We start from the raw sequence: 13,509 nt of genomic DNA on the forward strand, positions 1-13,509 counted from the left end.
ACTAAGTATATGTAGAGACGTTACACACAACGTCTCTATGGTTAACAAAAAATAAGATTCTTAAATAAAACAGGGAAGTTTACACAAAAAAAATAGTTAAATTAGCAGATATATTGTACACATCATGAAGAATATAACAGATAGGCACGAGTATATTTTAAAAAAACTAAAAGAAAACAACAAGGTCAGTATAGCCGATCTATGTGAAGAAATGAATGTGTCTAATGTGACAATCCGCAAAGACCTAAAAGTCCTGGAGGACAAAAACCTGCTTTTTAGAATAAAGGGAGGTGCCTCTACGAACAACCCTTATGCAATAGATCGTCCTATCCTGGTCAAGGAAACCATCAACTCAGATGAAAAAAACAGAATAGCTAAGGCTGCTGTAGAAATGATCGAAGACAACGATTCTATATTGATAGGTTCGGGCACTACAGCCTATGCCGTTGCGAGGCACCTATCGCCAAATCACCCTCTGACCGTCATTACGCCTGCACTCAAAGTCGCCTTAGAGCTGTGCAATAAACCCAATATTGAAGTATTGCAATTGGGAGGACTCATACGCTCAAATTCATCCTCTGTGGCCGGACAGTACGCTATACGGATTTTGGACGATGTTTCTTGTGGGGTTCTTTTCCTAGGGGTAGATGGTATCGATCTGGAATTTGGCATTACGATCAGCAACCTGACAGAAGCCACCCTAAATCAAAAAATGTTGCAAACCTCCCAAAAAGTAGTTGTTTTGGCCGACAGCACTAAATTTGGCCGTAGAGGCTTAGGTAAGGTATGCAACCTGGAAGACGTGGATTATATCATTACTGACCAAGGCGCATCCAAGAAGTATATCACCGCTTTGGAAGAGGTAGGGATCAAGGTAGTCGTGGTATAAAAAAACCACACTACCCCTCCAACATCTTTAAAGCACTGTACACCATCCCTCCTATAGCTTGCTCAAAGGCATCTTCATCGATCTGAAAGGTAGGCGTATGCAATTCAGAACCTATACCTTTTTGTGCATTTGCTACGCCGATAAAATAAAAAAGAGCTGGATAGCTATGCGAATAATAGGCAAAATCCTCTGCTGCCATCCAGATATCAAGATGCTCAAAAGATTCTTTTGAAACATACTCCTGCAGATAAGCAGAAACGACTTCCGTCAACCTGCTATCATTTATCAAAACCGGATAGCCTCTACGTATCTCCAATTCTACGGTTGCCCCATAGATACCCGGCAGTTCCTTAATCTGTTTCTCAATCAGGGCAAGCGCCTGCGCGCGCCAGTTCTCATCCATTGTCCGGAATGTACCTTCTATATACACTTCTCCAGGGATGACATTGGTCGCTCCATTGGCGATCACCTTGCCAAATGACAGAACGGAAGGAACAGCGGGATTGGCAAACCTGGATACCACCTGTTGTAATGACAAGATCAACTGTGCGGATATCACAACAGGATCAATATTCAGATGAGGTTGCGCTCCATGCCCTCCCCTACCTTTGATCGTAATATAAATCTCATCACTGGAAGCCATAAACTTACCCGAGCGGACACCGACCTTGCCTACATCTAATCTAGGGGAAACATGAAGTCCTATCACACCTTTGACATGCTCACTCGGCAAAGGTAGTTTTCCAGAAGCTAAAACAGAAATTGCTCCTCCCGGAATCTTCTCTTCTGCCGGTTGGAAGATACCGATGACCGTACCTGAAAAATCATCTTCCATTCCTTTCAATATCCGCAGGACTGCCAACAGATTCGCCGTATGAAAATCATGGCCACAGGCATGCATGACACCTTCATTATTCGAAGTAAAAGCAGTATCATTTTGCTCATGAATCGGCAAGGCATCAATATCTGCCCTCAAAATAACGACATTCGTGCTTACAGATTGTCTACCGACAACTTTGGCAATAAGACCTGTATCGGCCACCTCTTCAAAAGCTATGTCGTAAGACTGTAGTACTTTTTTTATATATCGGCTAGTCTCATATTCCTGAAAAGACAGTTCGGGAAAGCGATGCAGATGCCGACGGTTAAGAATCGCTTCATCCTTGACAGATGAGACGAGTTGTTTTAGTTTTTCAATCATGACAACAAAATTACATCAAAATTTTGGCACCTTACTATCCGTAGTGTTGAGCACTACGGATTAACAATAAACCGGAGTCTGAGACTCCGGTCCATTCTGAAGGTTCTTTAGCGGTCCCAAAAGGACTTGCTTGGGAGGGTAAGGGGAGGGCTAATACACAATTATTAGTTTATTATAAATATTTCACACTTTTTTATCCTCCCCTTGTCCCTTCCGAAGTAAGGTAGTAGCCTAACTATAACAGAAAGACTAAACGAAAACTTCTACGTCTTCACTAAATATTTACGCAAGAACTCCTCTACAAATGCGTCGTCATTCAGCATCGGATAGTCTGCATATACCCTGGATATCTCTTCGTATTGCCCCGGAGAAAGCACTTCATCCGGATTAAGGCACCAAATTCCTTTCATCAACCCCTGTCTTCGCAACACTTCATGTATCCCCGGTATGCAACCGTGAAAATTATTGGCCGTATCAAACAAGGCCGCATTCACGTCCGTAGTCTGATTGGACAAGACCTGCAATTCTTTCCATTTGGCATAAGAAGGGTTCTTTTTATAATCTTTCACCTTCTCCAACAACTCTACTGCCTTATTCGTCCAGACTGCCCAGTGCCCCAACAGCCCGCCCCTAAACTCGACTTCTACCTCTTCCCCGTTCACATTGAACCGGTAAATAGATAAAAGATCCTGCACGATATTATCGTCATTACCCGTGTACAGGGCAATATCCTCACGTCTGGAAGAATATGCGATCGCCCGAACGACATCAAAGGTCTGATATCTATTGAAAGAAGCACACTTGATCGCTTCCACATTGTCTATCTCGACAAATTTGGACCAAAAATCATAGGTAAATATGCGTCCACCGACAGAAGGTTGTAAGTAGAAACCAAAAACGGGGATAATCTTAGCTACTTCTCTAGTCCGATCCAGTATTTGCTCCTCGGTCAGATTCTGTAGGCCTCCCATACTCAGCAGCCCCATGTCATATCCCAGATCTACAGCAATCTTTGCTTCGCGCACCGCCTGCTCCACTGGCCCGCATATTCCGGCAATTTTCATAAACGGTCTGTCCAGCTTGGCCTCATCAATGACCTCGGCGGTCAACTGGAGCACCCTTTCAAAGAGATTATGTTCTGGCAAACGAATCTCAAATTGGGTGGAATGTACAGCTACGGCGACACCTCCGGCACCACTCGCTATATAATACTTGGTCAACAACTTCTGGTTTTCTTCGTCAAATTGACGAAACTCATCTAGAGCCAATGGATGGGCCGGGAAGACCGTTCCTTCCATCAAAAGTGATTTCAAAACACTATCCAATCTTTTCATTAAAATTTTCCTCCTCTCTCCTGAAAATGGGTATCCTTACCAAATTCGTCTCCATTTTGCAACATCCACTGTGCCGTAACATCAATAACCTCTAAAATACCGGTCTTTGGATAGCCAAATATCCGATGGCATTCTGCCGCATTGTTTAACAAGGCTGTCTGTTCTGGTTCGTTGACAAAAATCGGCTGTTTACCTAAGGCTGTTCCCAACTTTTCGGCAATCCAGCGAATGGACAGGATTTCCGGTCCCGTGACATTCAGCACCTTTGCCGGACTTTCACAGTGCAATAAACTTCGAAGTGCTATTTCATTAGCGTCACTCTGCCAAATCACATTGACATTGTTCGTACGAATATCTATAGGCTGATGATTGTACACCTGCTTGGCAATCTCCCGCACCACACCATATCTAAAGTCTACGGCATAATTTAGCCTATAGAGCAGCATAGGGGTGTTATTCTTCTTGCTGAAATACGTAAAGATACGTTCCCTGCCCAACGTACTTTGTGCGTATTCACCGATCGGCTCAGGTAGGATACTTTCATCCACTCCGCCCGAACGCACATCCACAAAAGGCAATACGTTACCGGAAGAAAAAGCGACAATCCGGGAATTTTTATACTTCTCGGCTACACGCCCCGGGAGATAAGTGTTCATGGCCCAAGTAAAATCTTCTTTACCAGAAGAACCAAACTTGAAACCTGCCAGATAAATAACATTTTTTACCTCCGGAAGAGCCCGTAAAGCCTCATCATCCAACAAATCACAAGCAATAGTCTCTATACCCAAACTTTCCAAATACTGTTTGCCTGCACTGTCCGAAAAACGTGAAACCCCATAGATCTTTCGGGAGATACCCAATTGATTAAGACCATCAACCAAGAGTTTAGCCATACTGGGGCCCATCTTTCCTCCTATACCCAGGAAAACAAAATCCCCGTCAATCTGTGCAAGATCGCGCAAAAACTCCTCTGATGGACGAGTGTACCTTTCCTCTAATTCAATTAAAACCTGATTATTCATATTATTTTATTTTTTTAAGCTATGTAAGTTATAAAAGTGAAGTAAGTTATGGAGGTATATGCTTAGCCTTCATAACTACATCACTATCATCACCTTCGTCACTTTATTTCAAAAACATATCGTAAACATTACTAACCATTAACACCAAGATAACCACAAGTCCTAATGCACCTGCAATCTTATAAAAGAGATTATTGGCGTGATCTCCCATTATTTTTTTACTATTTCCAATGACATAAATGGATATCCCAATAAAGGGCACCAAAAATATCGTCACACTTTGGGCCAAAACAATAAACTCTAAGGGCAACTTACCAAAGGTAATTGCTACCACACAGCCCAATATCATGACAATAGAAATCAATATTTTTATTTTTTTGGAATTTAGGCTACTTCCAAATCCCAATGCATCTCCCAAGAGTGTCCCACCGACAGTCGCATTGCCAATCAAAGAAGAGAAAGCGGCACCAAAAAGCCCCACAAAGAACAACGAGCTAGCGTATTTACCAAACAAAGGTTCTAAGGCCCTACCCATTTCGGCAGCAGTACCGACATGGATACCTTTCGGAAACAACACGGCTGCTGCACACACCATGACCGCCACACTCATAAACCCCAATATAGCTACCCCAGTGAATGCACCTCTTTCCGATTTTTTGATATTTACAGCACTTTTTGTTAATTTTCGTCGTTCCTGGATGAGATAAGTCTGGTAAAACGCTCCTACCAATGAAAAACAAGAAGCTGTAAAAGCAATCAATAGCCCCATAGAACCCTCTGGAATAGCAGGCACAAATCCTGCAAAAAATTTATCAAATTGAATATCGGCCAAAAACAACGTAGCAATAAAACATGCCAACATGACCAATATCAACGCCAACATCAACTTTTCCAAGATTCTATAGAAGGCAGGAAAAAATAACAGCGCTATAGCTATGGCCGTAAAAAGGACGATCCAAATATACATCGGTGTTCCAGTAGCCTCCCCTATAGCAATCCCCACGCCTATACTATTGCCTGCCTGAAAAGATGTGGCCACCAAAAATATACCAACACCGATCGCTATACCTATGCCTTTATTAAAATTCTCCTTTATTAAAGTCAACAGGGACTTATCATGAACAGCTCCTATCCGCGAACACATGGAGGTGTAAATTCCCATAAAAAATAGGGCAATCAACACAATCCATAAGAGCGAATACTCGTAATCCGCCCCCATCTTGGACGTAATCGTCATCTTGCTCGGCCCAAATACAAGGGCTGCTGTGATGATGCCCGGCCCTAGGATGTTTAATAGTTTTTTCATTAAAAATAACTTTCTCTTAACTCTATGAAATAAGCCTAGCCTTCAGGCAAGACATGTATATTTATTTTCTCTCCTTATTTTTTTATTCGGGTGTCTTTCACTTTTCCAACGGAAATATTCGAATATGTATTCCCAAAATTGGTCCGTACATAAGTGGTAATTTCTGCTATTTCTTCGTCTTTCAAAAAATTGAATGCCGGCATGGGCTGATCGTATTTCACGTTCTCGACCTCGATTTCCGAAGTAAGCCCATTCAACACGACATCCAGGAACTTTGATTCATCCTTGACCCATTCAGTCTTGCGCAGGGAAGGTATAGATCCTACCGCTCCCTTGGCATCCTGTCCATGGCAGGATGCACAATAGGCTTGATAAAGGGCTTTTCCACTTTTCATATCCAGGTCCTTCTCTTCATAAGCCGTCTGATAATGCTCAGGCACAAAATCGATAAGCGAAAGCCTAAGGATACGGTCGTCACCCGCTACCGGAAAATTTGTCTGTGGTTTCCAGTCCCTGTTGCTTGTCGCAATATATACATTACCTTTATGATCGCTCGTGATAGCACGGATCCTACCGTAATAATCCTTAAGATAGATACGCTCATTTACCACCTTAGTCTGCGAATGATCCAGTTCAAGGACACGTAGACTTTGGTCCTTGAGATTCCCCAGCAATAAGGAATTCTTCCATTCGGGTATTTTATTGAATAAAGGGTAATGTACTGCAGCAGGGGCAATGACTGGCGTCCACGACTTTATAGGCTCGGTCGTCCGATGCTCTCGTGCATATTCCTGCTCTTCGGGCAGGTCATGATATCCCTCTATCTTGTTCCACCCATAGTTGTGCAGGGGCCGAATCCAATTCAGTTCATCCTCTATAGCATCCCCATGCTCCGAGGTGATGATATGGCCGCTTGAGGTGACGGTCAGACCTTGCATATTTCGAAATCCCCAGGCATACACATATGAACCTTTGATCGGGTTGTCCGACGGAATACCACCTTCATCCGTCATCCGTAGTATTTTGCCGTTCAGGGATGTAGAATCCTGCGCATATGTCTTCGAATGGGCGTCTCCGGTAGCCCAATACAAGAAATCATCTTTGCCAAAGACCAATCTGGAGCCGTTGTGTCCCGTTGCCCCTTCAATTTTCAACAATACTTTTGTTTCCGCAATTGCCCCTTTCTCGTATCTCAGCCTCAGCAATTCACTAAAAATATTTTTTCCTTCTTTCGTCGTATAACAGGTGTACAGATAGGGTTTATTTTTGAAATCCGGATGGATAGCCAGACCCAAAAGCCCCAAGGTACGGTGATGGTACACATTGGGAATGGTATAGATGATCTTCCGCTTATTCGTTTCCGGATCCAATTCTGAGATATTCCCTTTTATTTCGGTAAAAAAAATAGAATGGGTGGTCGCATTGTACTGCATATCCCACGGCACATCCAGACTGTCTATCAACTCCTCAATCCCCAAAAATGTGTTATCCGATACTTTCACAAAATCGATGTATTTGTCCCTGCTATCAAGGGCAACACAACCAAGCAAAAACAACACACTACATACCCCAAGCCAAACTACCTTTCGCTTCGTTGCTCGTGTAAATTCTGATTTTTTCGAACAAAAATTATACATCGTTGATTACAGGTTTCTTATATAGCTCTGTATTGCGCTTCGTTAACGTTAACGAAATCAATTTAAAAAAATGCCCCATCGGGACACTTTTTTAAATCAATTGCGCTAATATAACAATATTAATCCGATTCACAATGTTTTTTTTAAAATTATTCTCCCTTGAATAAATGACTTTAACGTATTACCTCACCTTATTCTAACGTATTGAAATAATCGTAATAAACATCGCCATACAATTTGGATCCATCATCTCCTGTCCGTACATGGCAACCGTCTCCACTCCAGTTTTTGGTAGAATATTTGATGAGGATCTTACCGGACTTCGGTGCGTTCCTCAGAAAAACTACTTCCAGCTTCTGGTTGATTTTTTGGCTTGCCAATACACGATCTTTCGGATAATTCATGTTAAGAGCGCCTTTTGTCAAACTTTTGTCCACGCCGTAGGAATAGGGATTGCGAATCACAGCATCAGATCCGTACACATTTTTTCCATCGACAATGATTTCACAGTTTTGGATATTCCTACGGTCAAATCCCTCGATTATACCTTCCGTATAGCCAGTCAGCGGATTTATTCTTAATGCGCGGGCGTCTATAACCACCTCCCGATCTCGGGCTTGGGAAAACTCATAATCATAAAAAGGCTGTATTTTCAGGTTTTCGAAATCAATTTCTTTGGAAAGATCATTCATGAAATCCCAATATCCCCACAACTCCCTTGCTCCAACAATGGGGAGCGGGTTGACTATGGAAGCGATCTTCACCTCTGGACGGAGCGCTCTTAGCTGATCGACAAATTTTCTGAATTCCTGCTCGAAGACAGAAAAGGACCGAACCCGGATTTCCATCCCTTTAAGAATCGCTATATCTTGGTAAACCAACTCATCTGGAGTAATAGGTCTGTCGAAAAACAACTGATGATTGGCAGCATCGTATTTCTCTACTTTTCGCACAACGTATTCTCTGTTATTTGAAAAATAACCACCAAGAAACACATAATCTCCCTGTTGGGGTGGCGTATCTGCCTGATGGAGCTTATCCGACAAAAATGTCACACTATTTGCTGTTATCTTTTCAATTTTCCCGACCCATTTTTGGAAATTATACGTATTTGAAGATTCGTTATAGGTGATAGATTTAGGCGGAAGTGTCCGGATAGATTGCAGTTCCTGTAACGTTAGCTCAGGATGCTCGGTATAGAGTTTGTACCCTCCCACGCTCCAGTCGTCATTTGGCGTCGTTTCCATGTATACAATATCCGGGTTAAACTCGGCTATTTTTTTATAACCGCGGTGAAATTCGTCTGGATTATTAAAAAAAGTCAGTTTCCATCCCCCTATACCTGCATTTTGAAAATGGAAAAACCTATTGGTCGCGAAATTGAAGATAAAATAAGGGAGCCCTTTCGCGCCTTTATAATTACCCTTTATCCGCAGTTCAACATCTCGTTTCTTAACATTTTCAAATCGGTAAGTTTTAATCGCGCGGTCATCCGTCTCCCTGAAGTCCAATCCACTGGAGACCCGTGATGGTTTGGTGATATCGAAGGCGACATCTCCGTCACCAAATGGACTTTCCAATTTGCCTTTATCAGATTTGCCTATCGTGGTTTTTTCGTAGCTAATCTCTTCACCATACGAAAAATCGACCGTCAGTTTCTCGCCCTTGGCCGGTGCTTTACGGAAAGAAATCCAATGATGTACTTCCGGATCGCCATTCTTGCCTTCGCCGTATTTCCGAATCACCATATAGTCCAAGCCACCCGGAATTGCACCACCACCATAACCTCCCTGATTATGCTCTCCGGCCAGTAATTTGTCGTTTAACCGTATTTGGTGTCCGAATGTAAAGGCTCTGCCCAGATCAAATTGTTTAGTTTTGCCATCCCCTTCAAACGCCATACTCTCGGTACCAATGGGACTGGTATTCCAGTTATTGATGGTATCGTATAAAGTGCCGTCTATGTATACTTCGATCTGGGAAGCTGATGTGTTGCTTCGTTCTATTCCCTGGACAAGCGTGATCTCGTCTCCTGTAATCGAAAATTTGATATTCGAATTTACTCCGGTAATTTTCAAGGCATTACCACCGAAAAACTTTTCGTCATTCGGTCCGTTTAAATAAACATGCTCACCTTCTGCTTTTACCTTATCCGCTTCAACGGTAGTGGATTTGTTTCTTTGTATATTCAAGATAGCCTCTCGCACCAAGCCGGATTGTAAAAAACCTCCTCCCCAAGTGACGGAGGAGCCGGCAAAACTTATTCTCCAATTTTTGGAAGCGACCTCTTTTTCCGCTGGTTTTTGTTGTCCGAAACAGACGGAAGAGACGATAAGCAATATTAAAATGTAATGGATTCTGTATTTTATCATAAAAATATATACGTTAATTGTAATTAAAAGTTGTGTTCTCGTAGCATGATAATAACCAATTTATGGCTTGATGTACGGCGTATCTTCAATTCCCAGCTCAAGCCACCTGTCCTTGATCCATGACGGCCCTACATCGGTTCTCTTTAAGGGGCTTCGGATAATGTTTCCTTCCAGTGCACTCCCTGTCGGATAATAATACATCCCATCTGCTCCCTTATACAACTGCGGATCCTCAATGGAGATCCCCGGTATGTCTCCCAGGCTGTTTAAATTCCCCTTAAAGAATATATTGCCCTCGTAGTGGATATTCCCGATAGGCTCGTTCAATACTTGAATAACAGGAACCGTGCTGCTATTTCCAATGACGACATTCTCTTTGTAGGTTACGTTTTCTACGGGTATAGTCATCTCTACATCGGGCATGCCAGCTACCTGACCTTTTTGGCCGATAAGTATATTTTTATCATTATCAATAAGCGTATTGTTCGCAATCAAAATATTTTTGGTGGGATAATAGCTTCCTTTTCCAGGGTAATTATCAGCATCGCCCTGATATAAAGTAATAGCAGCTTTTCCCTTGGCTCTTGTCCCCTGGATATAATTGCCGCTAATGATATTATCCTCACCGATCACCAGGATCCCACCGGTATAACTTGGATTTTCTGCCGGTAGGATATAATTTTCCGCAATCAGGTTACCGTTGCCTTGCCTGATACAAATGCTTCCCGATGCATTAATGAACGTATTGTTCTTGATGATATTTCCGCCAGATTTAATGTTGATAATCTTGCCTATCCCGAGCATATTTTCGAAAATATTGGCTTCTACCGTCGTGCGTGATGCCGATAAGGCCTGTACTCCATCTCCTATACGGATGGCTGTTGCTCCACCGGCACCAATAGACGGCATATCTTTAAAATAGTTGTGATGGATATGGTGATAGTTTGCTTCGTCGGTAGCACGCCAAACGATCAAAAGCACACTATTGCTTGTCTTTCCCTGAAAGAAACAATGGTCTACCGTATTATTGGTCCCAAAAAGACTGATCCACACATCTGCTCCATCTTCTCTCGGCCTATTGTATCCGGAAATGACGACATTCGTAAGCCGACTATGATGGGCAGGAATAGCTTTATAGTTGAATTTGATAAAATAGCTGGGCAACGAAGAGTATCCATCCTTGAAATGCAGACCATCAACAACCAGGTACTCCCCCGACATTTGTAGCGAAGATCGGCCCGAAACAACAACTCCTCCCGGCGACTGGGCTTTTAGCGTGATGGGCTTTTCTTTCGTCCCATTGCCTGTAAATATAATATCCAGATCGCTCCAAACTCCTTCTTGCATGACGATAATATCACCGGGGATCGCTTCCGTTATGGCCGTGTTGAGTTCTGCCTTCGAAGTCACTAACCGTCCCGTCGGCTCGTTTGGAGGAGGAGGGTCTTCTTCAACTGGCTTTTTGTCCGGATCCTTGATTATGGTCTCCTCTTTCTCCACGTAGTCTTCTCCGTTTTTTGAACACGATAAGATACCTACCCCAATAAAAAAAACAAGTGCTAATGTGGATACAGCTTTCATACCATTTTGTGAATAAAAACGATGAATAGGAAGTCGGCGTAACCCGACTTCCTGTCTCATCAAATTATAGAAGGTGTTTACTGTGGCTTGTACGTAACTTTGATGTCATCGAAATAATAATGTGTGTGCGCTACATTTCCCGCGGTAATGTAGAAACGGTTCACCTCCGTTTTTCCCCCTTCTGTACCAAGACTACTTCCAAGCAAAACGCCATCTCTATACACATTAAAGGTAGCACCGACCATTTCAATACGGATCTTGAACCATTTATCCCGTTCAAGGGGCACAGGCGGAGTGAAATCTACACGGGTACTCCCACTATTATAAACCTGAAAAGTGCTACTGAAAAGATGGACTCTAGCAACAGGACTCGTCCCATCATATAAGCCAAAACTAACGTTGGAACTGTTAGTAGTAGTCTTAGGATCAAGCTTCAGCATCAGTTCGACCGTCACATTTTCACGTTTTTCATCTGTGTCGTCCGGATTAAGATACCGGCCTGTATTGCCATTCTCAGTAAAAGCCATACTTTTTGTCCCACTTACAAATTGATTAGTAGAAATCACCGCTTTGGTGGTAGTAGGAGCATATCCCAACTCGGTCAGTGTCTCTGTACCATCAAAATTATGTTCAAACAAAACGATATCAACGGGATCCGTTGTAAATGTTAGTGTCTGCGCCTCGCTGGCTAGCGTAACAGCGGTTGCTTTGATACGGACCTCTACCAATTTATCGCCGGTGAGATCGGGCCCATTTGGCCCTGCCGTCCAGTCTCCCCCATCGACCCTGTACTCGTGTTCAGCCGCAAGGCCGACGATGATATTTGATATGTCGTCAGCAACCAAACTCGGAGCAGCTGCCGGAGCTGCGATAATAGCCACCGGCCTTTTGTGTGTATGATCGCTCGCCGCGCGAACATAGACCCGACCCGCCGCAAAGGTAACTGCCGTATTGGCATCGCTGGCTAAGAGCCAGTCGCCGTCTGTTCCATCGGTAGAATTTAAACTGTACTCCATCTCGGTGGTCGTACCTTTAATAATCCCTTCGGCGATATCAACCGATACATCGCTCAGGTACACAAGGTCCATATTGCCCGAGCCTAAGCTGATTACCAATCGTACATTTGCCGGGTTAGCTGTTTCACGGATATACACACGGCCGTCACCGAATGTAACTTCCGTACTTCCGTCACTGGCCGCCTCCCAGGTCCCGTCTACCCCATTAGTAGAATTCAAACTATATTCCATAGCAGTAGTCGTCCCTGTGATGATCCCCACCTGCAGATCCACACCGATCTTCGTCAGATCCATCGGTTCAGCCCCGACATCCGGATCATTCTTCGAACAAGCCGTTAAGCCGAGGATTAAAAAGATAACAGCCAACACGCCGAATAACCTTGAAAACACAGGCGAAAGCCCCTGTCTTCCCCCTTGCGGTTTATAATCTTTGTTCATGACACTTTGTTCTAATTTATTGGTTAGTTTTTATAGCACGATGATACTCAATTCCGTAAGACGCGGACATCATCGATATATGCCGCCTTATTGCCGACAGAATAGAAAATAGTGTTTACCTTGGTCTGTCCGCCGAGCGTGGGAATATTCTCCCCCACGAGCTTATCGTTCATGTACACATTATATTTGTTGCCCGTGATCGCTATGCGGACAGTGATCCATTCATTGGCCTTGTAGGGAGCAAGCGTGTTTTTCTCATTGGCATCGTTCATGTAAATCAGGTTTTTACTGAACATGTTGGTCTTCACCACCGCATCCCGTCCGTTATACAGGGAGATACCAAAAGATCCGCCCATTTCGGGCAGGTTTACCTTCCATTCGACCGTTGCATTCGGCACACCGACATTGTCAAATTTCTTCCTAAGATTGAGCTGTTTGACAGCAAAGAAAACACTATTTTCTCCGCTTGCGCTTCTATCGGAGGAAATGACGGGTCTTTCCGACATACCTTGTGCAGCTCCCGGCCGGTAGCCCAAAGCCTCCAGGCTCTTGCCATCATCAAAATTATCCTCAAATACGGCTTGTTGAGCTGCCGCTTGTCCGGGCATATTTAGCAGGAACATGACTAATAATGCTCCCATCCATGATGCTATTCCTCTTTTTTTAATTTCTCTTACTTTTTTCATGATTTGCTTTTTTTAATAATGTTCTAT

10 protein-coding genes are annotated in these 13,509 nt (G+C 43.3%); 1 reads left to right on the top strand and 9 read right to left on the bottom strand.

The window, feature by feature from the left end:
• The first annotated feature begins 124 nt into the window (after nucleotides 1-124).
• Complete coding sequence (locus G5B00_RS17380) at nucleotides 125-889, top strand: DeoR/GlpR family DNA-binding transcription regulator (RefSeq protein ID WP_163878599.1); 765 nt, start codon at nucleotides 125-127, stop codon at nucleotides 887-889.
• 10 nt (nucleotides 890-899) lie between these two features.
• Here the strand turns inward: G5B00_RS17380 and G5B00_RS17385 are convergent, their stop codons facing one another.
• From G5B00_RS17385 to G5B00_RS17425, 9 genes are all read right to left on the bottom strand, one after another.
• The gene (locus G5B00_RS17385) at nucleotides 900-2,090 is read right to left on the bottom strand and encodes a M20 family metallopeptidase (RefSeq protein WP_163878602.1); all 1,191 of its coding nucleotides are present in this window, start codon (nucleotides 2,088-2,090) and stop codon (nucleotides 900-902) included.
• A gap of 263 nt (nucleotides 2,091-2,353) precedes the next feature.
• A complete protein-coding gene (locus G5B00_RS17390) occupies nucleotides 2,354-3,424 on the bottom strand; it encodes a dihydrodipicolinate synthase family protein (RefSeq protein ID WP_163878605.1) in 1,071 nt (356 codons plus the stop codon).
• Entirely contained in the window at nucleotides 3,424-4,446 is a 1,023-nt protein-coding gene (locus G5B00_RS17395) for an NAD-dependent epimerase/dehydratase family protein (protein WP_163878608.1), read from the bottom strand. The genes G5B00_RS17390 and G5B00_RS17395 overlap by 1 nt, the downstream gene beginning before the upstream one ends.
• 103 nt (nucleotides 4,447-4,549) lie before the next feature.
• Nucleotides 4,550-5,752 (bottom strand): NRAMP family divalent metal transporter, encoded by a 1,203-nt coding sequence (locus tag G5B00_RS17400; RefSeq protein ID WP_163878611.1) that lies wholly within the window; start codon nucleotides 5,750-5,752, stop codon nucleotides 4,550-4,552.
• A 74-nt stretch (nucleotides 5,753-5,826) separates the two neighbouring features.
• Nucleotides 5,827-7,254, bottom strand: coding sequence for a PQQ-dependent sugar dehydrogenase (locus G5B00_RS17405; RefSeq protein WP_317168866.1), 1,428 nt, complete (start codon nucleotides 7,252-7,254; stop codon nucleotides 5,827-5,829).
• A gap of 326 nt (nucleotides 7,255-7,580) precedes the next feature.
• Complete coding sequence (locus tag G5B00_RS17410) at nucleotides 7,581-9,761, bottom strand: hypothetical protein (protein WP_163878618.1); 2,181 nt, start codon at nucleotides 9,759-9,761, stop codon at nucleotides 7,581-7,583.
• Between the two features lie 60 nt (nucleotides 9,762-9,821).
• A complete protein-coding gene (locus tag G5B00_RS17415) occupies nucleotides 9,822-11,402 on the bottom strand; it encodes a polysaccharide lyase 6 family protein (protein WP_163878621.1) in 1,581 nt (526 codons plus the stop codon).
• 17 nt (nucleotides 11,403-11,419) lie between these two features.
• Nucleotides 11,420-12,796 (bottom strand): hypothetical protein, encoded by a 1,377-nt coding sequence (locus tag G5B00_RS17420; RefSeq protein WP_163878624.1) that lies wholly within the window; start codon nucleotides 12,794-12,796, stop codon nucleotides 11,420-11,422.
• Between the two features lie 47 nt (nucleotides 12,797-12,843).
• A complete protein-coding gene (locus G5B00_RS17425; protein WP_163878627.1) occupies nucleotides 12,844-13,482 on the bottom strand; it encodes a hypothetical protein in 639 nt (212 codons plus the stop codon).
• Between the last annotated feature and the right edge of the window lie 27 nt (nucleotides 13,483-13,509).

Origin of the sequence: Parapedobacter sp. SGR-10, from assembly GCF_011030405.1 — a bacterium.
Lineage (GTDB): Bacteria > Bacteroidota > Bacteroidia > Sphingobacteriales > Sphingobacteriaceae > Sphingobacterium.